The organism is Paraburkholderia sp. 22098, from assembly GCF_052045935.1.
Classification (GTDB): domain Bacteria; phylum Pseudomonadota; class Gammaproteobacteria; order Burkholderiales; family Burkholderiaceae; genus Paraburkholderia; species Paraburkholderia caledonica.
In genome coordinates this window covers 270,877-293,263 of sequence record NZ_JBQEPV010000002.1, presented here as the reverse complement: position 1 = coordinate 293,263, position 22,387 = coordinate 270,877, and the positions used below count along the sequence as shown (strand labels likewise).

The window sequence follows — 22,387 nt, the reverse complement described above, 5'->3', positions numbered from 1 at the left end:
CGCCGCTTCATTGCCGCTCCACCGCCGCTTCATCGCCTCTCCACCGCCCAAAACGGCCTCAAAGTTTCTGGTCAATAGCGAGCAAAAAAATGCGCCGCCATTGCTTTGCTTGCCCTTCGCTTTGCATCGGCAAGTGCCACACGCCATGCGCGGCATCCTTCACTTTCAGCGCAACCTGCCATTGCGCGCCGTCGCGCTTCATGTCGGCCCCGAGCAGATCGGCAAAGATATACGCGCCCTGCTCCGAGCCGAGATAAATCTCACACAGACGTTTGCCCGACGCGAGCCGCACCGAGCCCCACGTGTCGTCGAGCCGGTGCGTCCAGTCGCCGTCGCGAATATTCGGTGCAACTTCCTTGCGGCGGCGCAACCAGTACGCGACGGCGGCAATCAGCAGCACGGCGGTCAGCACCGCCGCACCGACGGCGACCGTCGTGCCGAAGGCCGACTGCAAACCATAGAATGCGCGCACCGCGCCATAGACCAGCGCAATCAGCGCCAGTAGCGCAACAATAATCGGCATGGCGAGTTCCCGACGATGGGCCTTAAGGCTGCTTGTGCGTCGCGGCCCAGTCCTTCACGGCCTTAAGCGTATTCTCGACGTGCTTTTCCGGCGACAAGCTCGTGTATTCGTAGATGATCTTGCCGTCAGGCGCGATCACGTATGAGACGCGATTGGCCATCGAACTATGCATCGGCAAGCCCGCGTCGTATGCGCCAATCACTTTCGACTCCGCGTCCGCGGCAACCGGGAATTTGCTGCGGCACTCGCTCACCGAGAATTTTGTCAACGTGTCGATGTTGTCGTGCGACACGCCGATTACCGTCGCGCCATATTTCTTGTATTCGTCGACGGCCTCGGCGAATTCATGAGCCTCGATCGTGCAGCCCTTCGTGAAAGCGGCCGGGTAGAAGTACAGCACCACCGGTCCCTTCTTCAGCTCGTCGGCAAGCGAATAGGTGTACGTCTTGCCGCCCAGCGACGCCTGCGTGGTGAACTGCGGTGCCGCATCGCCCGGCTTGAGTGTCGCATTCGCCGCCAATGAATACGCGGCGAAGGCCACCGACACGGCAGCGGCCAGCGCCGCCGGTATGAATTTTCTTGTCATCTGATGATCCTTTGAGCGTTGATGCACACGATTCCGGCGACGAGTCTACGGCCTCGCCGTCCGGCGTGACCACGGTCGGCCCGGCACGATCCGGGCGCCTTCCAGGCGGCAGCCTGGAACGGACCTAAGCGGCAAAGCCGGACATGACCGACCGGCCCTGCGCTCTATTGGACCACGTACACGCAGAATACGTGCGCCGCCCCTCGCAGGATGCAAACAACGGCGCGGATCAGGCGGCCGCTTCTTCCACGTGCGCGCCAAACCACGCGGCCGCGGAGAGGTTGAGCTCGGCGAGTACCTCGGGCGTGAGCGCGGCGAATTCCGGCGGCGCATCGGGTCCGAGCGCGATCGACGCCGCGTCGCCGCCTTTGCCCGCCAGCTCCGCGATGCGCAACAGCGTGCCGAGCGCTCCGTGATGCGTGACGATTGCCTCGCGGATCTGGGGCGCAAGGCCGAGCTTTTCCAGCACCGCCTTCGGCGTGCTGCCGAGCAGCACATGTACGAGCGAAAAAATCCCGGTCATGAACGCGGCATCGGCGAATTCGTCGTCGGCGGGACGCATCCAGCCTGCCGCCAGTTCCATGAAGCGCGAACGGGTACCGGCCAGTTGCACGAGCGGATCGGCGCGCCACGGCAGATCGCCGCTGTCCGCATAAAGCAGCAGTTGCGCCCAGCGCGCGATCTGGCGCGTCCCCGTCGCGATAATCGCCTCGCGCAACGACGCGATATTGCGCCCAAGACCGAACGCGCTCGAGTTGACGAGCCGCAGCAACTGGACGACCACGCTCGGGTTCAGCTTCAGTTCGGCTTCGAGCTCGACGATACCCGCATCGCGCGACAATAGCGCGAGCAGTCGCAAGAGGCTTGGACGCGGAGACCGGTTGCGCGGCGCGGCCAGCACTTGAGGCCGCGCGAAGAAGTAGCCCTGAAACAGATCGAAGCCGAGATCGCGGGCGAGCGCGAAGTCTTCGCGTGTCTCGACTTTTTCGGCTAACAGCGTCTTGCCGTAGCCGCGCATGGCGGCGGCGAGTTCAGGCAGATCCGCTCGCTTCGTCTGCAAAAAATCGATCTTGACGATGTCCGCATGCGGCAACATGGCGAGCAGTTCGCCGGACAGTTCGCTGACGTCGTCGAGCGCGACCTGGAAACCGCTGCGCCGCAGTTCGTTCAGCCGGCGCGCGAGTTGCGCGTCGAACTTCACCGTTTCGAGGATCTCGAGCACGAAGCGTTCGGGCGGCATGACGTGAACAATGTCGTCGAAGAGCATCGCCCGATCAATATTCACGAAGCCGCGATGCCGCCCGAGTACCGCGGGCACACCGATTCCGCCGAGGGCGCGCGCCACGACCTGCGCCGTCGCCTGAGCGTCGTCGGTGATTTCCGCATAATTGTGGGCGCCGGCCCGGAACAGCAGTTCATAGGCGTTGAGCGCGCCCTGTCGATCGAGGATCGGCTGGCGGCCAAGATAGACGAACTGAGGCGTGGACGCCCGCTCGGCATCCTCGCTGGACGAGTCACGCGCCTCGATGCGCCGGGCAGTGGCACGGACCAAATGAAGTTCAGACATGGATCATCGGTGCAGCTTGTCGGAGTGTGGCGCGGCAGCGGCGCACCGCCACCGCACAAGGGGTTTGCCGTATTAACGGACGCCGGGTCGCCGCACTTTAACCCAATCGCCGGAACGCCCGGCCATGGCGGCCCGCCGTGCCTTACGAAAAGTTTTTCCCGATCGCCGGCTAAAGATTTCAGGGCACGGGCCGTTATCTTGTTCTGATGGGGCGGCCTGATACCTTTTGACCGCCTTCACCAGGCGAAAAGCAAGCCGCTCCGCCTGCAGACGAACACAGGTTGCCAGCGACAAACATGGAAGCGAACAGGATCACCGCGCCCCGCCGGGGCTCCTTGCGCACGGTCGTCGACCGGCTTCTTGCGCTTGGCCGTCGCGTGGACGACACGCCGCAAGCAGCCCCGCCTCCGCCGCCGCAACTTGAACAGGTGGTGGGCGCCGTCGATCTGCTCGCGCACGTGGACAGCGAACTGCGCTTTATCTATGTGTCCGACGCGAGCCTGCGCTTTATCGGCTATCACCGCGAATATCTCGAGACGATCACGCTGCATGAACTGGTGGCCCAGGCCGATGTGCCGCGCCTCGACGCGCTGCTTGCCCGTGCGGCGGCTTCCGGCAACGTGGAGAAAGCCACGCTCGGGCTCATCAAGTCGCTCACCTACCCAATCACCGTGGAATTGCGTGTGGTGCGCAGCAGCCACAACGGCATCGGCGGCTATGCGATTGCCGGCTTCGACGTGTCCGCCTGGCGTGCGAGCGAGGAGCGCCTCATCCAGGCACTGCATCTGGACCGCCTGACCAACCTCGCAAATCAGTCCGCGCTGATTCCCGCGGTGCTCGAGGCGCAACGGCAAGCCGACGCGCACGGCACGCCGACCGCGCTGCTGCTGCTCGACATCGACGATTATCAGCGCGTGAACCGCGCGCTCGGCTACGATGCCGGCGACGAGATGCTGCGCGACACTGCGCGGCGTCTGATGAACATGACGAGTCCGAGCGAAACCGTGGCGCGCGTGGCAAGCGACGAGTTCGCGATCCTCGTGAAGCCCGCTGCGAACCGCACCGACGCGGCCGCTGCCGCCGAAACGCTGGCCCGGCGCCTCTTGACCGCGATCCAGCAACCTTATGTATTCAGCGGCCAGCAGGTGCATCTTTCGGCGAGCATCGGCATCGCGCTGTATCCCGATGTGCGCCACGCCAACGACACCGCCGCGCACGACACGCATCTGCTGCGCTGGGCCGACCACGCGTTGTTGCAGGCCAAGGCGGCCGGCGGCAATACGCTCGCCTTCTACGTGCCCGACGACAATCCCGCCGACGCGGAGCGCCTGAAGCTCGAAGCGGACCTCTACGACGGCGTGCGCAACGGCGAGTTCTCGCTGCATTTCCAGCCGATCACGAGCAGCCGCACGCACGGCGTGGTCGGGGTCGAGGCGCTGATCCGCTGGCTGCATCCGGTGCACGGTCTCGTGCCGCCGTCTATGTTCATCCCCCTCGCGGAGTCGATCGGCCTGATCAACTTCCTCGGCAACTGGGTGCTGAAAATCGCGTGCATGCAGTTGATCCAGTGGGACGCCAAGGGCATTTCGCTACAATACGTCGCCGTGAACGTGTCGCCACAGCAGTTCCGCGATCCGCGTTTCAAGGACGCCGTGCGCGAAGCGATCAATCTGACCGGCATCGACCCGCGGCGCCTCGTGTTCGAAATTACCGAAAGTCTGCTGATGCACGACCCCGCACATGCAAAGGTGTTGCTGGAGGATTTGACCGCCATGGGTATCCGCTTTGCCGTCGACGATTTCGGCACCGGCTACTCAAGCCTGGCTTACCTGCAACGGTTTCCCCTTGCAAAGCTCAAGATCGACAGGAGTTTTGTCGAGAATCTGCTAACCTCCCGAAACGACCAGGCGATTGTCAGCGCGGTGGTCGGCCTCGCCCAGACACTCGACCTGGAACTGGTCGCGGAGGGCGTCGAAACCGAAGCGCAGCGCGCCCTGCTGACCGAAATGGGATGCGACCACATACAGGGCTGGCTCGTCTGCCAGGCGTTGCCTTCCGACGAACTGGCGCAGCGTTTCGAAGCGCGCTCGCTTCACCTGCACAGCGCCTAGCAGTGCGGGTCAAGCGCTTACGCAGCGGCACAAGCCGGCTTCAGGCCGGCGTGGCATTCATTGGAACATGTATGGCTTTTGCGGGACTCACATGGTAAAGGCGGCTGTGCTCGACCGGCTGTGGACGCGAATGAGCGAGCGCGGCGATTTCCCCATGCTGTCGCAGTCGTTGCGCACCACCATGGCGGCGATGAACAACGACGACCTCGACTTCACCGGCCTCGTGCAGGTCGTGCTCTCGGACTTCGCGCTCACGCAAAAGGTGTTGCGGCTCGCGAACTCGGCCATGTATATAGCCTTCGGCGGCAATATCACCACCGTGTCGCGCGCGCTGATGGTGCTCGGCATGGACGCGGTCGGCCATCTCGTGGTCGGTCTGAAGATCGTCGATCACTTTCATCACAGTGCGCCGCGCCGCATCGACGCGAAGCTCGAACTGAACCGCACGCTGCTCTCGGGCTGCGTCGCGCGCAAGCTGACCGAGCGCGGCGATCTGCGTGCCGGCGAGGAAGCCGTGGTCTGCACGCTGATGCGGCAAATCGGCAAGCTGCTGGTGGTCTTCTATCTCGACGCGGAATGGGATCAGATTCGCCGCCACATCGACAGCGGCACGCAGGAAGCGGACGCTTGTGTGCTGGTGCTTGGCGTGACGTTCGACGAAATCGGCGCCGAAGCCGCAGTGCGCTGGCGCCTGCCCGACATGATCCGCTCGGGCATGGGCGAATTCGATCCGCAGGACACGGAACAGCCGCGCCAGGTGCAGTGGCTGCGCGCGATCACCAATTATTCGACGGCGGTCGCCGACGTCCTCACGCAGCAGAACGTGCCCGACTTCGAGCGCGAGGAACGCATCGCCGAACTCGCCCAGGAATACAGCCACGCGCTCAACACCGATCCCGAAGTGCTGCTCGAAATGAGCGTCGCGCTGGCCCGCGAGGAAGGCGGCGACGGCGTGATGCGCGAAATCGTCGAACTGCGCGCGAACGCTGACGCGATGGCGCGCGAGGCGCTGAATCCGGAAGCGCGCATTGCAGCAGGTGTCGAAGATCTGCGCGCCCTCCCCGACACCAGTTCGCTCGCGCCGGCCCTCGGCATGGCTTCGGAAACGGTGCTCGCGGCGCTTGGCTTTGCGCGCACGGTGGTGTTCGTCAAGCACAGCAACGGCACCTTCCGCGCGCGCCTGGGTCTCGGCCCGAAAATCGATGCGGCGCTGCCCAAGCTCACGTTCGGTTCAGCCTTCGAGCCCGACGTGTTCCACCTCGCCATAGCGAATTCGGTGGGCATCTTCATCGAAAATGCGCGCGATCCGAAAATGGTCGCGCGTCTGCCGGAATGGTTCCGCCGCTCTTTCGACGACGCCCGCGCCTTCGTGCTGTTACCGGTGGTGGACGAGACCGACCAGACGGTCGCGCTACTTTACGGCGACTGGTCTCATACTCAGGAGCCACGGCGCATCTCGCAGAAAGAGATGAGCGTGCTGAATGAACTGGCCAAGGAGTTAGGCCGTTTTTTCGGCCTGGGGCAGATGCGGGAAATGGAGACGATGTAAAGACGTGGCGTGATCGTTGATCACGGTACGTGAGTCTCCTGCTTCTGCATTTGCCCGACGCCTGATTTTGCAAGTCAGATTCGCGATGCCGGTTTGCGCTGCATGCCGGCATCGCTCGAATCTTTGAGCCTCAATCCTCGATTCTTTCCAGACCTTCCGCGCTGCGGTCCGCAACACCTGCCCATGCGCCGGCGGCGAGTCCCATTTGAGCGACCTCTTCCACCGTTAACGGCGCAAGATGTGTGCAGAGTGCGGCAAGCTCGTCCCACGAGCCGTTTTCCAGCGCCTCGACAGTGTCGAGCAACAAACCGAGCGCGCCCTCGCGTTGCAGAATCGCCGCCTGGATCGGACGCGACAGCGTGAGCACATTCAACGTGCTTTCGAGCGAGCCGCCGAACACCGCGTCGACGAATGAAAACACACCCGTCAGAAACGCCGCGTCGGCTTCGTCTCGGCCGGCTTCCGGCAAGCGTTCGATCGCCAGTTCCATGAAACGCGCGCGGGTCGCCGCAAGTTGCAGCAGGGGATCGTCTTCGAGCGCGACCTTGCGGCCGTCGGCATAGAGCAACAACTGCGTCCAGCGCGCGATCCGGTCGGTGCCGGTTGCGTTGATCGCCTCGCGCAGCGTGGTCACCTTATGACCGACTGCGAGTCCGCTGGAATTCGCGAGCTTCATCAGATGCATCACCAGCACGGGATTGAGCTTGAGCTCCGCTTCGAGTTGCGCGACCGTCGGGTCGCCCGCGAGCAGTTGCAGCAGATTCAGCAGCGCGTGGCGTGGCGCACTAACGCGCCGGGTCAGTGCAGTTTGCGGGCGTGCGAAGAAATACCCCTGGAAGCGGTCGAAGCCGAGGCCGTGCGCCGTTTCGAAGTCGGCTTGCGCGTCGAGCCCCGATGCGATCAGCAACTTGCCCGCCGACTTGAGCACGCTCGTCAGCTTCGGCAACAGCGCGGCGGGTGCGCGCGTGATATCGATCTTGATGGCTTCCGCATAGGGCAGCAGTTTCGCGAAGGTTTCGTTGGGCTGCGTCACTTCGTCGAGCACGAAACGGTAGCGACGGCCATGCAGGAGCACGATGCGCGCAATCAGTTCGTCGTCGACTTCCATATTGGGCGGCAGCTCGAACAGGAAGCGCTCGGCGGGCAACCGCTCGATCGCGTCGTCGAACAGCATGTCCCGGCTCATGTCGATGTACGCCGGATGCCCGGTCAGTGCGCCGCGCACGTTGCTTTGCGTGAGGCCGCGGATGATCGCTCGCGCGACGCGTTGCGCCGGCGTGGGCGCGCGGCCTGCCCTGGCGCCTGCGTTGTCCGGGTTGCTTTCAGCGTCGGCGTCGAGGTCGTGATCGAGGTCGGGCAGCGGTTCCGGCGGCAATTCCGGCGCGCGTATCTTGAGCTCGTAACCGCACAGCATGCCGTCCCTATTGAGGATGGGTTGCCGTGCGAAGCTGGCGTTCAACTGCTCATCGTCCGTGGCGCCCGCATGGCCCGGATTTTCGACTGCGATGGTGCTCATTCTGGTCCCCCGCGACGCGCCGCCCCGGCGCTCGTTGCTGTTTTTGGCTGTCTTATTGCTGCTGCTTATGTTGCTGCTTATTGTTGCTGCCGCTTTATGCCCGTCTTGTCGCTGTCCTGCGTCGCCACCGTACAGATTGCGACTGATTTATCGTTTGCGACGGCAGCACGCCTGGCGATTCTAGCGCAGGCAGTCTTGCACGGGCATGTCGAGAAAAACAATATCCGCAAAAATTTCGTAGAAGCGAAGAACTGGTTTTCTAACCCGAAATAAAAAACGGCCGCAACTCGCGGCCGTTCCTCTCAGGTGTTGCGCGGCGACGCGTTACTTGAGCACTACTTTCACGTCGAAGTACTTCGCTGCAAAACGGTCGATCGTGCCGTCTGCCTTCAGTTCCTTCAGCGCCTGGTTCAAGGCGTCCTTCAGCGCTGCATCGCCCTTGCGGATGCCGAAGCCGACGCCCGCGCCGAGCAGCTTCTCGTCGCTGACAGCGGGACCGGCGAATTCGAAGCCCGCGCCTTGCGGTTTCTTCAGGAAGCCCTTCGACGCCGCCTCAGCGTCCTGGAACGATGCGTCGAGCCGACCGGACGCAAGATCCGCATAAATCTGGTCTTGCGTCTGATACGGCACGACGTCGACACCCGCCGGCGCCCAGCGCGCCTTCGCGTAGGTTTCCTGGATCGTGCCCTGGAGCACGCCGACATGCTTACCCTTCAACGATGCAGGCGTCGGCAGCAGGCCACTGCCCTTCTTCGCGATCATTTGATTCGGGATCGTGTAGATCGGGTCCGTGAAATCCACTGCCTGACGGCGCTGGTCCGTGATCGTCATGTCCGAGTTGATCGCGTTGAATTTGCGCGCCTGCAACGCGGGGATCAGACCGTCGAACGAATTCTCGACCCACACGCATTTGGCCTTCAGCTTCGCGCAGACAGCATTGCCCACGTCGATGTCGAAACCCTGTAACTCGCCCGACGGCGACTTCGATTCGAACGGCGCATACGACGCCTCTACACCGAAGCGCACTTCCTTGATGTCCGCCGCCACTGCGGAGCCTGCCGTTACTGTCGCCGTTGCGGTCGCAAACAGTGCGAGCGCGGCCGTGTTTCGCCAATTCATCTTCATTGCGGGTGTTCCTCTACGGTATTGAACAAGACGGAGCCGAATCCGGACAGGCATGATTGCCGCGCCAAAATTGCGATTCAAACTCGTGCGGCCGATGTGGTGCAGCGCAGCAGCCGCGAGGCGGGGATTGTACAGGCGCGCTCGCCGCGCCCGCGGACAACTGAGCCAAGACTCCGGGCGGAACGCAGAGTCAGGCGCACATTCAAACCTGCAACTTGATGTCGCGTGCACGCAAAAACATCTGCACCGATGCAGCCGCCGTTCATGCGGATCGCGCCGTTAGACGAGCTTGGCCAACGTGTCGTGCGTGGTCTCTATCACCATCAACCCGGCACGCAAGCCGGGCTTGACCGTCGCGTTCGGAAACACGAGCCGCTCCTCGTCGTGTTGCACGACGTACCGATAGTCGCCATCACGCGCGAGCAACGTGCCCTTGCCGAACGGCGTGAAGTTGGGGACATCGGGAGCGACCAGCAATTCGAACGCTTCGCTCGGCTTTGTGATCTGATCGATCACCGTGAAGGCGCGAGGCAGTTCCGCCTGCTCGCGGCCACTCGTACCCGCGAGCAGATGACGCAAGGCCTCGTCCGCGCCGGCAAAGCGCGTCAGGTCGTTCTGGCCGAACGGGCGCACTTTGCCCAGTTCGAGTGTGCATGCTTCGGCTTCGCACGCTTGCGCGGTGAAATGCGAATACGTATTGCCCTTCGTGGTGTGCAAAAGCACGGCGCTGATGCGCGCCTCTGCAAGCCACTCGAACATCGCGCGCGAAAACGGCCTGCCGGTATGCGGCAGCAACGCGAAGCGCTCGAACGCGGACGCGCGGATTGCCGTGTGCATGTCGATGTGCCACCGTGCTCCAGGCTGCCGCGATGCGGTGGCGAAGAACTGCGTGGCCGCCTGTTCGAGCGCGGCCGCGCGCGGCGCTTCGTAGCTGTGCGGCAACTGCAGATGCCGGCCGCTGAAGAGGCGGTTGAGATCATCGTCGCGATAACGGCATGCGTCGCGCATTGCATCGACATTGCCGAGAATCACCAGCAACCGGCACGTCAGCGCAGCCTCGCCGCGCGCTATGTCGCGCACGAGGTGAGACAGCAGTTCGATTGGCGCGGTCTCGTCGCCATGCACGCCCGCCGACGCCAGCACGCTGCGCGTGTCCGCCGCAATTGCCGCAGGCTCCATCAACAGAACGCCGTCGTCGAGCCACGACCAGCGCACGCCGCCGCCACACGTGCCGTGTGTTTCGTTCGTGGAAGGCCGCGTGCCCGCGAGCGTGTACGCGAGGAAATCGTCCAGCATCGTGTGCTGCGCGTGGCGCTCAGCGCTGGAAGTCATAGAGCGACCCGAGTCCGAGAATCTGCGTCAGTTCGTCGAGTGCGCTGCGCGATTCGACGAGCAGTTGCGGATCGGTCAGATCAGCCGGGGCGAGACGGTCGCGATAATGCTTTTCGATCCACGAATCGAGCCGGCCGAACAACGTGTCGTCGATCCACACGCCTTGTGTGACCGCCGCGCGCTCTGCGTCGCTCAGCACGACACGCAGGCGCAGGCAGGCAGGACCGCCACCGTTCTTCATGCTTTCGCGCAGGTCGAACACGAGCACGTCGTCGATAGGACCCGTATGCGATGTCAGATCGTCCAGGTAAGCAGCCACGCGCGGGTTCTCGCGGCACTCCTGCGGCACCACCAGAACCTGCTTGCCGTCGGGCCGCGTCAGCAACTGGCTGTTGAACAGATACGACGAGACCGCGTCTGCCACGCTCACTTGCGCGTCGGGCACTTCGATCACATTGAACTGAGCCTTCAGACCGGCGAGCTTCGCGCGCAATTCGTCATACACCGCGTTCTGCTCGACGAACGCAAGCTCATGACAGAACAACGTATTGCGATTGCCGACCGCGATCACGTCGTTATGAAACACGCCCGCGTCGATCACCTCCGGGTTCTGCTGTGCGTACACCGTGGCCTCGTCCAGCAAGCCGTGACGGTGCGCAACCGCGCGGCTCGCCTCGAACGTTTGGCGCGCGGGAAAGCGCTTCGGCTCCGGCCCACGACGATACTCGCTGCGGCCATACACGAAGAATTCGACACCACGGGTGCCATATTCGGAACAGAAGCGCGTGTGATTCGCCGCGCCTTCGTCGCCGAGCGCAGGCGTGCCGGGCAGCGCTTCGTGCACCGCGAAGCGATCGGCGTCGCTGAAAATGGCGCGCAACGTGCGGCGCGTCGATTCGTGCTCGATCGCGCGATGCAGCTTGCTGCAGAGATTGGCCGGCGTGAAATGCACGCGGCCGTCGTGCGTATCGGCGGACGGACTCACCGTCGCGGCATTCGCGGTCCACATCGCCGACGCCGAACTTGCGGCGGCCAGCAACTCAGGCGCGTTTTTCGCCACGCGCGCGATCACCGTCGCGTCGTCGCCGGAAAATCCCAGCTCGCGCAACAGACGCATCGACGGGCGTTCCTGCGGCGGCAACACGCCCTGATGAAAGCCGAGATCGGCCAACTGCTTCATCTTGCGCAGGCCCTGCTTCGCGGCCGCCTTCGGATTCGCAACCGACTTTTCGTTGTTCTGCGACGCGACGTTGCCGAACGACAGCCCCGCGTAGTTGTGCGTCGGGCCGACCAGACCGTCGAAATTGGCTTCAGTGGCTTGCATCGTCGATCCTTAGAATTGGAGGCCCGGCGAGACGCTCGCGGGCATTTGCAGTTGCGCGCTTTCGACGGAAGCCATCGGGTACGCGCAGTAGTCGGCCGCGTAATAGGCGCTTGGCCGGTGATTGCCCGAACGGCCCGGCCCGCCGAACGGCGCACCCGACGAAGCCCCATTCGTCGGCCGGTTCCAGTTGACGATGCCCGCGCGGATGGTGCGCTGGAAGTGCGTCCATAGCGATTCGTCGTCGGCGAGCAGTCCCGCGGACAGGCCAAACTCGGTGTCGTTGGCTTTGTCGAGCGCTTCGTCAAAGCTGTCGTAACGGATGATCTGCGCGAGCGGTCCGAAATGCTCCTCGTCGGGCAGATTCTTCACAGCGCTCACGTCGAGAATGGCCGGCGTGACGAAACCGAGTTTCGGATCGCGTTGCTCCATCTTCAACAACGCGTGCGCGCCGTCGGCAAGCAAACGCTCCTGCGCGGCGACGAGCCGCGAAGCCGCGCGCGCCGAAATCACCGCGCCCATGAAAGGCTGCGGTTCGGCGTTGTATTCGCCCACGCTGATGCGCGACGTCACTTCGACGAGGCGCGCCAGGAAGCGCTCGCCGAACGCGTCGTTCGGCACAAAGATACGGCGCGCGCAGGTGCAACGCTGTCCCGCTGACAAAAACGCCGACTGGATGGTGTGATGCACGGCGGCATCGAGGTCCGCCACCGGCCCGATCACGAGCGGATTGTTGCCGCCCATTTCCAGCGCCAGCACGATCTCCGGACGTCCGCCGAACTGCTTGTGCAACAATGTTCCGGTATCCGAACTACCTGTGAAGAACAGACCATCGATCTGCCGGTGGTTCGCGAGCGCAATGCCCGTGTCCTTCTCACCCTGCACGAGATTGAGCACGCCGGCGGGCAGGCCCGCGTCGCGCCACGTCTGCACGGTGAGCGCCGCCACGCCCGGCGCGAGTTCCGACGGTTTGAAGACAACGGCGTTGCCCGCGATCAGCGCCGGCACGATATGCCCGTTCGGCAAGTGGCCGGGGAAGTTATACGGCCCGAACACCGCCACCACGCCGTGCGGACGATGCCGCAAAACCGCGGTGCCGTCCGCCATTGCCGAACGCTTTTCGCCCGTGCGCTCGTTGTATGACTGAATCGAAATTTCGACTTTCGCGGCCATCGAAGCCGCTTCGGTGCGTGCTTCCCACAGGGGCTTGCCGGTTTCGCGGCCAATCGCTTCGGCGAGCGCCTCTTTGCGTTCGGTGACGAGCGCGGCGAAGCGGCGCACTACCGCGCACCGCTCGTCGAGGCTCGATGCAGACCATGCTGCGAACGCGCGGCGCGCGCTGCGCACCGCGCGGTCCACGTCGTCTGCCGAGGCGCTATTGCCTTCCCACACCGTCGCGCCCGTGCCCGGATTGCGCGACGCGAATGCGGGTCCTGTGCCGGCGGCCCATTCGCCGTCGATGAAAAGCTCGCTCATGATCATCCTTGTTTGTGTTTCAGCGCCAGCACCCGAACCGGGTCGCCTGCTTTGACGCCCAGCGCCGCAGCTTCTGTCGCATTCATGCGGAACACGCCGTCTTGCGGCACGCCCGCCGCCACGCCTACGCGAAAATCGCCGAGCGACGTGTTCGATACCATCGAGCGCGGTGCGTCCTGCGCCGCGCCCTCCGGTACGTCGGCAATCTCGACCGGCACCAGCACGCTTTCGCGCACCGTGCGCAAGTCGGAGATGTGGCATTCGAGCACCGGACCGGCATCGAAAATATCGACATGGTTTTCGTAGCGCAGCCCTTCCGCTTCGAGCATGCGGCGCGCCGGAATCGTGTCGTTGTGCGTGAGGCCGACGCATTCCTGCGCCTCTTGCGGCAACAACTCGACATACACCGGATAGCGCGGCATCAGTTCGGCAAGGAACGCTTTGCGTCCGTGCGAGCTTAGATAGTCCGCCGCATTGAAATCGATCTGATAGAAGTGCGAGCCGACCGTGCGCCAGAACGGCGACGTGCCTTCCGCATCGAAATGCCCGCGCAATTCCGCGCATAGGCGCTGCGGAAAACGCTCACGAAACTGCGCGAGAAACATGAAGCGCGAGCGCGACAGCAAGCCGCCCACACCGCTCGTGCGATATCGCGGGCTCAAAAACAGCGAACATACTTCGGCATAACCGGTCAGGTCGTGCGAGATGTTCAGCGCACGCATGCGCGTCCAGATGCCCAGGTCCTGGCTCGCGTGTACTACGGTGCTCACGCGATAGTTGTAGAACGGCTGTTGCAGACCGACCGCCGTTTCGATTCCGCACACGCCGGCCACGTCGCCGGTTGCGGTGTCTTCCATCACGAAGAAGTAGCCCGCTTCATGCGGCTCGGCCTTGTCTTCCATCGTGCGGCGCGCGCGTTCGACTCGCGCCGCAAGCGCGTCGCGATCCGGCTTGAAGGTGGTGAGCCCCGGACCGGTTTCCTGCGCGAGCCGCATCAACGCGTCGACATCGCCTCGTTGCACCACGCGAACGACGATCATTGCGCGTCTCCCGATTGTTCATTCGTTTCCGGTCGATGCAACGGCACGCAGCGCACCGTATCGCCGTCCTGCACGCCGAGCGCCGCACGCGCCGGCTGGGCAAGCGGCGCGCCTTCGTTCCTCGCCGTAGGCAACTCGCCGAGCACGCAGCGGAATTGACCGTCCGCGCCGTTGTGGGCGATCAGATATGTCGAGCCGTTCGCCCCGGCCGCCGCCTCGTGCGCCACCCGCGTTTCATTGAGCGTCACGCAGGCACTTCGGTCCACTTGCGCGGTGAGCACCGGCCCCGCGTCGAAGATGTCGATGAAGCGATCCGTTTCGAACCCTTCTTCAAGATGTATTTCATACGCGAGCAGAGCCTTCGAATCCGGCTCGCCCAGCACACGCTGCGCCGCTTCCGGCAGCAACGGCACATAGATCGGGTACGTCGGCATGACTTCGGCGATGAACGTCCGACTACGCCCGCCGGACTCGATTTCGATGTCGGCAAAATTGCGGCCGAAAAACTTGCGCCCTACCGCTTCCCAGAACGGCGACACGCCGTTCTCGTCGGTGACGCCTAGCAGCAGCGAGAACACCTCGGGCGTGAAGCGCTTGCGATTGGCCGCGATATACATCATTCGTGCGCGCGACATGAGATGCGCGGCGGCGTCGCCGCGCAGCGACGGGTCGATGTAGTAGCCCGCGAGCCGGCTCTTGCCGGTCAGCTCGTGCGACATGGTGAGCGCGTGAATCTTGCGGTTCACGTGCAGTTCACGCGATGCATGGATCAGCGCGTCGTTGCGAAACGCATAAAACGGATCGGAGTACCCCGCGGCGGCAACGATGCTCGCCGTGCCCATCAGCTTGCCGCTCTCCGAATCTTCAAGCACGAACAGATAGAACTCCTCCCCCGGGAAATCGACCTCCGCGCGAAACGAGTCTTCTGACAACGCGACGCGTGCTTCGAGCGCGCGCCGGTCGTGCGGTAGCGAATGCAGCACCGGTTGCGCGGTGCGCGCCATATGTTCGAGCGCATCGAGATCGGCGAGGCGGCCGGGGCGTACGAAGAGCATCATCGTTCCTGTTCAATGTGACGCGTGAGCGAATGCGGAGCGCTGGAACCGTTGGAACCGCTAGAACCGCCGTTCACCTGGACGCAGCTTCGGCCTTCACGCCGACCACGTCCGCAATAGCTTTGGCGAGACGCTCGAAGCCTTCGTTCATGTCGTCGAGCGGCATGATCAGCGACGGCACGAAGCGCAGCACGTCCGGTCCTGCCATCAGCATGATGACGCCATGCTGGCCGGCCGCCGTGACGAAGTCTTTCGCGCGACCCTTGTACGCGTCGGTCAGTTGCGCGCCGATCAACAGGCCCTTGCCGCGCACCTCGTCGAAAAGGCCGAAGCGCTCGTTGAGCTTGGCGAGATGGCCCTTCAGCACTTCACTGCGGGTGCGCACGCCTTCGAGCAGCTTCGGATCGCTGACCAGTTCCACCACTTTTTCCGCGATGGCGGAACCCAGCGGATTGCCGCCGTAAGTCGTGCCATGCACGCCGACCTTGAAGTGCGCGGCGAGTTCGTTCGTGGTCAGCATCGCGCCGATCGGAAAGCCGTTGCCGAGCGCCTTCGCGGTGGTGAGGATGTCGGGCGTAACGCCCGTGTCCTGATACGCGTAGAAGTAGCCGCTGCGACCCACACCTGTTTGTACCTCATCAAAAATCAGCAGCGCGCCGTGCTGGTCGCAGGCTTCGCGCAGCGCTTTGAGGAACGCCGGATCGGCGGGGATTACACCGCCTTCGCCTTGAATCGGTTCGACGATAACCGCGCAGGTCTTCGCGCCGATCGCCTTTTGCGCAGCCTGAATGTCGTTGTACGGCAGGTGAACGATGCCTTGCGGCACCGGCCCGAAGCCTTCCGAATACTTCGGCTGACCGCCCACGCTGACGGTGAAGAACGTTCGGCCATGGAACGACTGCGTGAACGAGATGATTTCGTACTTGTCGGCGCCATGACGCTCGAATGCGACGCGGCGCGCGAGTTTCAACGCGGCTTCGTTCGCTTCCGCGCCCGAGTTCGCGAAGAATGCGCGGTCGGCGAACGTCAGTTCTTCGAGACGCCTGGCGAGACGCAGCACCGGCTCGTTGGTGTAGCCGTTACCGATGTGCCAGAGCTTGCTACCCTGCTCGTGCAGGACTTTCAGCAGTTCGGGATGCGCATGACCGAGCGCGGTGACGGCGATACCGCCGGCGAAGTCGATATAGTCGCGGCCTTGCGTATCCCAGACGCGTGAGCCGAGACCGCGATCCGGCACGAAGGCGGCGGGTGCGAATACCGGCACCATGACTTCGTCGAAGGTCTTGCGTGTCACAGTCAGGTCGTTCATGGCAAATCCTCGTTACAGGTGAGAGGTAGTACAGATAGTGTAGGAAACCGCACGCGTTACGTCTTGCGCATACGCGACGCTTTCTATGAGCTTCCGCGCGGCATGCGGGGCCTCACGCATGCTGACCCGTTGCATCGCCAACCGACGCCGACACTGGTAGCCTGCTTGCCGCCTGCTTGCCGCACTTCAGTTGCCCTTCAGTCGCCCCTATCCGGCGGCTCGATCAGCGCACCCGCGCGCGGCTCGCTGGCTGCGGCGCCGCTTGCGCCGGTCTGTTTGTCGATCCAGTTGCGGCGGTCCTCGCGCGGCGTCACGCCGAAGCGTTCGCGATATGCATTCGAAAAGTGCGCCGCCGACGAAAACCCGCAAGCGAGACTGATCTGCACGACAGACTTGCTGGTGCGCTGCAATTGCGTGCGCGCCTTCGAAAGGCGCAAGCCGAGATAGTATTTGGACGGCATCGAGCCGAGATACTGGCGAAACAGGCGCTCAAGCTGGCGTCGCGAAACGCCGACGAGCCCCGCGATTTCGTCGGTGGTGAGCGGATCTTCAATGTTCGCTTCCATCAGCAACAACGCATCGTTCAGGCGCGGATGACGCTCGCCGGGCGCCGTCACGAACGGTATGCGCTGACGCTCTTCGCCCGCGCGCAACACGCCGACGCCAAGCGTATCCGCGATGCGATCCGCGAGCTCCGGGCCGTGCTCGCGGCCGATCATCGCGAGCATGAAGTCGACGGTCGCCTGACCGCCCGCGCAAGTGGCGCGATCGCGGTCGATTTCGAAAATCTGCTGGGTGATGATGGAGCGCTCGAACTGCTCGGAGAACTGCTGATACGTTTCCCAGTTCACGCTGACGCGATAGCCCGACAACTGGCCCGCCATTGCGAGCCACCACACGCCGTGATGAATGCCGGTGACAAGCGGCGTGCGTTGCCCGACGCGCGACAAACTTGCGAGAAACAGCCGGTAGTCGGCGAATTGCTGAAACCGTTCGCTGACCACGATCAGCCAGTCGCAGACCACCGCGTCGCCGAAGGCCACGTCGGCCGGCCATTGCGCGCCGCCCGCAAGCGGCACAGCGCGGCCGTCCCACGAGCACACCTGCACGCGGTACAGCGCGCGGCCGTCGATTTCATTGGCGAGATTGAGCGCGTCGACAATCGGCCCGACGCCCGACATCGACACAGGCGGCAATGCCACGATTGCAACCTGCATGGTGCGTGCGGGGCTGGACGTGCGAGCCATCGATCAGGTAGAAGACGGCGAGCGTTACTTGAGGCTGCCGGAGAGGAACTGCTTGAGCCGCTCGCTGCGCGGCGAACTCAGCACCTCGGCGGGCAGACCTTCTTCTTCCGTACGGCCCTGGTGAAGGAACATCACATGGTTCGACACGTTGCGCGCAAAACCCATTTCGTGCGTGACGACGATCATCGTGCGCCCTTCTTCGGCGAGCTTCTGCATGACTTTCAACACCTCGCCGACCAGTTCGGGGTCGAGCGCGGAAGTCGGCTCGTCGAACAGCATGACGTCAGGGTTCATTGCAAGTGCACGCGCGATCGCCACGCGCTGCTGCTGACCGCCTGACAGATGCGAAGGATATTGTTTTTCCAGACGCGGCGCGAGGCCCACTTTCTCGAGATATTCGCGCGCGCGCTCCTCGGCTTCGCGACGCGGCAAACCGAGCACATGAATAGGCGCCTCGACGATGTTCTCGATCACGTTCATGTGCGCCCACAGGTTGAAGTGCTGAAACACCATCGCGAGCTTCGTGCGGATGCGCTGCAATTGCTTGTGATCGGCCACTTCCAGATTGCCGGCGCGGTCGGCCTTCGTCTTGACCGTTTCGCCGTCGACGACGATCTGCCCGGCGTTCGGCCGCTCGAGAAAATTAATGCAGCGCAGGAAGGTGCTCTTGCCCGAGCCGCTCGCGCCGATGATGCTGATCACGTCGCCCTTGTTCGCATTGAGCGATACGCCCTTGAGCACTTCGTTGTCGCCATAGCGCTTATGGATGTCCTGCACGGCGAGCTTGCAAGCTTCGGTTTGCGTGGTGTGGAGCAAGATGCTCTCCCTGTGAAGATACGGATCGAACGTCGACGGCGCGCTTTGATCGCACCGCTGCTGCAAACAAGGCGCGCTCAATGCGTGCGCACCGCCAGGTAACCGAGCCAGTGACGCTCGGCGCGGCGGAACAACGCAACGAGGGCGAACGACACCACGAGATAAATCAGCGCGGCCAGACCGAACGCGTCGAACGATTGATAAGTGGCCGAGTTCGCGTCGCGCGCGACCTTCAGGATGTCCGGCACGGTGGCCGTGAACGCGACCGTCGTGGCATGCAGCATCAGGATCACTTCGTTACTGTACAACGGTAAAGCGCGGCGCAGCGCGGACGGTATCACAATGCGGCGATACATCGTGAACCAGCTCATACCGTAGGCGCGGGCCGCTTCCACTTCACCGTGCGATGTCGAGCGGATCGCGCCGGCAAAAATCTCCGTGGTGTATGCGCAGGTATTCAACGCGAACGCCAGAATCGCGCAGTGAAAACCGCTGCGAAAGAACGCATCGAGCAGTTGATGCGAGCGCACGAATTCGAGGCTGTACATGCCGGTATAGATCAGCAGCAATTGCACGTACAGCGGCGTGCCCCGAAACACGTAAGTGTAAAGACGCACTGGTGTGGAAAGCCAGCGCTTCTTGGACACGCGGGCCACCGCCAGCGGAATCGCGAGACAGAAGCCGATACCGACGGATGCCACCAGCAGCCACAACGTGACCGCAAGGCCGGATATGCGCTGACCGTCCCAGTAGAGAAACGCACGCCAGAACTGATTGAGAATGTCGATCATGGTCTTAAAGCTCCGCGTGCCGCACGCCGATCGAATAGCGGCGTTCCAGCCAGATCAGCGCGAGGTTCGAGACAGTCGTCAGCGCCAGATAGATCAGCGCGGCGATCAGAATGAAGAAGAACATGTTGAACGTGCTTTTGCCCGCGTCCTGCGCAGCCTTCACGACATCGGCGAGACCGATGATCGACACCAGCGCCGTCGCTTTCACGAGCACCTGCCAGTTGTTGCCGATGCCCGGCAGCGCGAAACGCATCATCTGCGGAAACAGGATGCGTGCGAACACGCGGACGCCGCTCATGCCATAAGCGCTGCCCGCTTCCAGCTGCCCGCGCGGCACCGCGAGAAAGGCGCCGCGAAAGGTCTCGGTGAAGTACGCGCCGTAAATGAAACCGAGCGTCAGCACGCCCGCGACGAACGGGTCGATGTCGAACTGCGGCAGATTGAGCGCGTCGGTCAGATTGTTGACCGCGATCTGGATGCTATAGAAGAGCAGCAACATCAGCACGAGGTCCGGCACCGAGCGGATCAATGTCGTGTAGCCGGTGGCGAGCGCGCGCAACGGCCGGTTGAACGAGAGTTTCGCCGCCGCGCCCGCGAGGCCGAGCACCACAGCGGCCGCGAGTGAAAGGACCGACAGTTCGACTGTCTGGATCGTGCCGGCCAGTAATACCGGACCAAAGCCGTATAGCACCACGCGTGTCTCCATCCAGGTTCGTTGAATCCCTAGGGATGTCGCCGGCTAACGTCCCGACTCATCCTGCATGGCGCGGAGTCTCGCAAGCGAAAATTAAATTCTCAAAGGCCGGGGCGACATTTGCTGCGACGCAACAAACGGGCAACGACAGCGCGGTATGGCTGACGGCGCTTGGTACGGGGGCGCGTCGGGCGATACAGGCCGCCACGCGGGCAACCGTGGCCGCTGCGATTTCGCAAGTTTGAGGTCGCTTTTTCGATAGACGGGCGCGGGCTTCGCGCGGGGCGCAGGGTCGCACTTTACGTAGCGCGAAGGCGTACCGCGAGGCGGCTCTATTCGATTCCGAGCCGCGCGCGAATCGCCGGCAGCATATATTCGACTGCCGCGCGCCCTTCCTCGATGGCCGGCGCCGCGCGGTGAAAGTCGAAAATGCCCATGCCGCCGAGACGCGGCTGGATCAGAATGTCCGCAGGCTCGCCGGCGAGACGGCTTCGGGTAATCCGAACCTGCATGATGTCGATGCTTTGCGCGATCGAACTCAGCATGGAAGGCACACGTGCGCTCGGGGCGGGCGGCACGCGAACGTCGTCGGTGACGCGCTCTTCGGCGGGCGCGAGCCAGCGCGGCCAGGGCTTGCCGTTACGGCGCAGCGACACGGGCGGCGATGCGGTGGGATCGATAGCCGGGGTGTCCACCACCGCGCCGCCGAAATCGCGGCCGTTGAGAATGTCGTTGTTCAGATCGACGGCGATCACACAGTCCGCCCGCATGCCGCGCGCGACCGACACCGGCACCGGATTGCTGAGCCCGCCGTCCACGAGCCATACGCCGTTGTGCCAAACGGGCGTGAAGATGCCGGGAATCGCAATCGACGCGCGCACCGCGTCGACCACACTGCCGTCCTGCAGCCAGCTCTCGCGGCCCGAATCGAGTTCGGTGGCGACCGCCGCGAACGGCATGTTCAGTTGCGCGATCGAGCGGCCGTCGAACTTGTCGGCGAAAAGCTGGATGACCTTGCGCCCGCCGAGCAGCCCGCCCGAAAGGCGCAAGTCGAGCAGTCGCACGACCGTCTGCCACGTGAGGCGCGACACCCACTCCTCTAGCCAGTCAAGGTCGCCGTTCGCATAAACGGCGCCGACCAGCGCGCCGATCGACGTGCCGCACACCACGTCGGGCTTGATGCCCGCATCGTGCAACGCGCGAATCGCACCGATATGCGCCCAGCCACGAGCCGCGCCGCCCCCCAACACCAGCCCGATACGGCTGTATCGACGTCGACGTATCATGATTCCCCGCCTTCCATTCGTCTGTCTTGTCGTTGCTTCTAGCGCCCGCGCATCACGTCCGAGCGCGATGTCGTGTACACCTTCCTGTTCTGGTCGAAGTGCACGTTGAAAATGCCTTCTTCCGTCACACCGCCCTCGCGCCACTTCCAGCTCCACACCGTCTCCGGCTTGAGCGGGAACACCGCAATTTCGCCCGGTTTGCCGAGCAGGCGTCGCACTTCGTCCTCGCTCATGCCGATGCGGATCTTGCCGAAGTTCGCAGCGGTCAGTACCTGCGTGATTGCTTGAAGCTTACCGTCACGGTCGATGTCCACCATGTACGTATTCAAACCTTGCGGACCACGTGGATACTCGAAGCGTTTCGAGCCGTCCGTATAGGTGCGCTCGGTTTCGGGCTTACCCATCTGCTCGCGGATCTGCGCTTCGGTCGTGACGCCCGGCGTCATGTTCTTCAGCAGCAGCGCGTCGGGCTTCACCGCGTTGAACAGTTCCTTGATTTTTTGCACGGCGCGCTCGCTCTGTTGGTCGTCGCACGCAGTGAGCGCGATGCACGCGGCCAGCATGGCGGCAATAGGCAATTTCAGGCTCACAGCGAAATTCCTGTATCGATGCGAGCGCGACTGTGCGCACCGCTCGTGTAGTGATTCACCAAAGGGAATCCTTTGGAACGCGCTACAGGATAACCGCGTGCGGCAAAAACCGCGAGCGCGCGCCGGCGCGCCGAGACCGGGCGATGCCGGTGCTCGCATGCGAAAAACGTGGGACGTCAGGCGTTTTCTGGAGGATCAGGCTGTCTAAGCGAGGTTTATTGCAAACAGCAACAGACGCAACAGAAAGAAAACAGGCGACGCCGTGGGAAAGCGTCGGCGTGTCTCGTGGCGGCAATGAGGTGCTCGCGACCGATACCGGAGGTGACGCGTAGAAAAAAGAGACTACGGAAGATGCGAAAGACCGGGATGAGCGCGTGGACGACGCGCAGCGGTCCGGTTCCAGCGCGGCGATGAACGACCTTGGCCGCTCACCTTGCGCCATCGCCGGAAGTG

20 protein-coding genes are annotated in these 22,387 nt (G+C 63.4%); 3 read left to right on the top strand and 17 right to left on the bottom strand.

Annotated features, from left to right (window positions below; genetic code table 11):
* Positions 1-58: 58 nt before the first annotated feature.
* The 3 genes from ACTJLB_RS04730 to ACTJLB_RS04720 form a co-directional block, all read right to left on the bottom strand.
* Positions 59-523 (bottom strand): hypothetical protein, encoded by a 465-nt coding sequence (locus tag ACTJLB_RS04730; protein ID WP_392393430.1) that lies wholly within the window; start codon positions 521-523, stop codon positions 59-61.
* 22 nt (positions 524-545) lie between these two features.
* Positions 546-1,109, bottom strand: coding sequence for a peroxiredoxin (locus ACTJLB_RS04725; protein WP_087750335.1), 564 nt, complete (start codon positions 1,107-1,109; stop codon positions 546-548).
* Between the two features lie 229 nt (positions 1,110-1,338).
* Positions 1,339-2,676, bottom strand: coding sequence for an EAL and HDOD domain-containing protein (locus ACTJLB_RS04720; protein ID WP_088175134.1), 1,338 nt, complete (start codon positions 2,674-2,676; stop codon positions 1,339-1,341).
* 296 nt (positions 2,677-2,972) lie between these two features.
* Between ACTJLB_RS04720 and ACTJLB_RS04715 the strand changes: the two genes are divergently transcribed.
* Both ACTJLB_RS04715 and ACTJLB_RS04710 read left to right on the top strand, forming a co-directional pair.
* Complete coding sequence (locus ACTJLB_RS04715) at positions 2,973-4,787, top strand: putative bifunctional diguanylate cyclase/phosphodiesterase (protein ID WP_440782615.1); 1,815 nt, start codon at positions 2,973-2,975, stop codon at positions 4,785-4,787.
* 91 nt (positions 4,788-4,878) lie between these two features.
* Positions 4,879-6,336 carry an HDOD domain-containing protein gene (locus tag ACTJLB_RS04710; protein WP_204521050.1) on the top strand — a complete coding sequence of 486 codons (1,458 nt, stop codon included), beginning with the start codon at positions 4,879-4,881 and terminating at the stop codon, positions 6,334-6,336.
* Positions 6,337-6,466: 130 nt separating this feature from the next.
* Here ACTJLB_RS04710 and ACTJLB_RS04705 read toward each other — a convergent pair whose 3' ends face one another.
* The gene (locus ACTJLB_RS04705; protein ID WP_440782614.1) at positions 6,467-7,852 is read right to left on the bottom strand and encodes an EAL and HDOD domain-containing protein; all 1,386 of its coding nucleotides are present in this window, start codon (positions 7,850-7,852) and stop codon (positions 6,467-6,469) included.
* Between ACTJLB_RS04705 and ACTJLB_RS04700 the strand changes: the two genes are divergently transcribed.
* Positions 7,820-8,125 carry a hypothetical protein gene (locus ACTJLB_RS04700; RefSeq protein ID WP_440782613.1) on the top strand — a complete coding sequence of 102 codons (306 nt, stop codon included), beginning with the start codon at positions 7,820-7,822 and terminating at the stop codon, positions 8,123-8,125. The two genes, ACTJLB_RS04705 and ACTJLB_RS04700, sit on opposite strands and share 33 nt — an antisense overlap.
* A 51-nt stretch (positions 8,126-8,176) precedes the next feature.
* Here ACTJLB_RS04700 and ACTJLB_RS04695 read toward each other — a convergent pair whose 3' ends face one another.
* The 13 genes from ACTJLB_RS04695 to bamE all read right to left on the bottom strand — a co-directional run bounded on the left by ACTJLB_RS04695 (position 8,177) and on the right by bamE (position 21,934).
* A complete protein-coding gene (locus ACTJLB_RS04695) occupies positions 8,177-8,977 on the bottom strand; it encodes an ABC transporter substrate-binding protein (protein ID WP_088175212.1) in 801 nt (266 codons plus the stop codon).
* A gap of 279 nt (positions 8,978-9,256) precedes the next feature.
* The gene (gene astE, locus ACTJLB_RS04690; RefSeq protein ID WP_440782612.1) at positions 9,257-10,309 is read right to left on the bottom strand and encodes a succinylglutamate desuccinylase; all 1,053 of its coding nucleotides are present in this window, start codon (positions 10,307-10,309) and stop codon (positions 9,257-9,259) included.
* Complete coding sequence (gene astB, locus ACTJLB_RS04685; RefSeq protein WP_020071459.1) at positions 10,293-11,633, bottom strand: N-succinylarginine dihydrolase; 1,341 nt, start codon at positions 11,631-11,633, stop codon at positions 10,293-10,295. Before astB ends, astE begins: the two co-directional genes overlap by 17 nt.
* Positions 11,634-11,642: 9 nt before the next feature.
* Positions 11,643-13,106: a succinylglutamate-semialdehyde dehydrogenase gene (gene astD, locus ACTJLB_RS04680; protein WP_204521054.1), complete on the bottom strand. Its 1,464-nt coding sequence runs from the start codon at positions 13,104-13,106 to the stop codon at positions 11,643-11,645.
* A gap of 2 nt (positions 13,107-13,108) precedes the next feature.
* Positions 13,109-14,146 (bottom strand): arginine N-succinyltransferase, encoded by a 1,038-nt coding sequence (astA, locus tag ACTJLB_RS04675; protein ID WP_440782611.1) that lies wholly within the window; start codon positions 14,144-14,146, stop codon positions 13,109-13,111.
* Positions 14,143-15,201 carry an arginine/ornithine succinyltransferase subunit alpha gene (aruF, locus tag ACTJLB_RS04670; protein WP_020071456.1) on the bottom strand — a complete coding sequence of 353 codons (1,059 nt, stop codon included), beginning with the start codon at positions 15,199-15,201 and terminating at the stop codon, positions 14,143-14,145. Before aruF ends, astA begins: the two co-directional genes overlap by 4 nt.
* Positions 15,202-15,274: 73 nt before the next feature.
* Positions 15,275-16,510 carry an aspartate aminotransferase family protein gene (locus ACTJLB_RS04665; protein ID WP_027777327.1) on the bottom strand — a complete coding sequence of 412 codons (1,236 nt, stop codon included), beginning with the start codon at positions 16,508-16,510 and terminating at the stop codon, positions 15,275-15,277.
* A 197-nt stretch (positions 16,511-16,707) separates the two neighbouring features.
* Positions 16,708-17,757 carry a GlxA family transcriptional regulator gene (locus ACTJLB_RS04660; RefSeq protein WP_440782610.1) on the bottom strand — a complete coding sequence of 350 codons (1,050 nt, stop codon included), beginning with the start codon at positions 17,755-17,757 and terminating at the stop codon, positions 16,708-16,710.
* Between the two features lie 24 nt (positions 17,758-17,781).
* Entirely contained in the window at positions 17,782-18,573 is a 792-nt protein-coding gene (locus tag ACTJLB_RS04655; RefSeq protein WP_131321428.1) for an ABC transporter ATP-binding protein, read from the bottom strand.
* Positions 18,574-18,650: 77 nt separating this feature from the next.
* Positions 18,651-19,364, bottom strand: a complete 714-nt coding sequence (locus ACTJLB_RS04650) for an ABC transporter permease (protein WP_020071452.1) — start codon at positions 19,362-19,364, stop codon at positions 18,651-18,653.
* 4 nt (positions 19,365-19,368) lie between these two features.
* Entirely contained in the window at positions 19,369-20,058 is a 690-nt protein-coding gene (locus ACTJLB_RS04645; protein ID WP_027805164.1) for an ABC transporter permease, read from the bottom strand.
* Between the two features lie 332 nt (positions 20,059-20,390).
* The gene (locus ACTJLB_RS04640; protein ID WP_440782609.1) at positions 20,391-21,344 is read right to left on the bottom strand and encodes a patatin-like phospholipase family protein; all 954 of its coding nucleotides are present in this window, start codon (positions 21,342-21,344) and stop codon (positions 20,391-20,393) included.
* A gap of 38 nt (positions 21,345-21,382) precedes the next feature.
* Positions 21,383-21,934, bottom strand: coding sequence for an outer membrane protein assembly factor BamE domain-containing protein (bamE, locus tag ACTJLB_RS04635; RefSeq protein WP_020071449.1), 552 nt, complete (start codon positions 21,932-21,934; stop codon positions 21,383-21,385).
* Positions 21,935-22,387 lie beyond the last annotated feature (453 nt).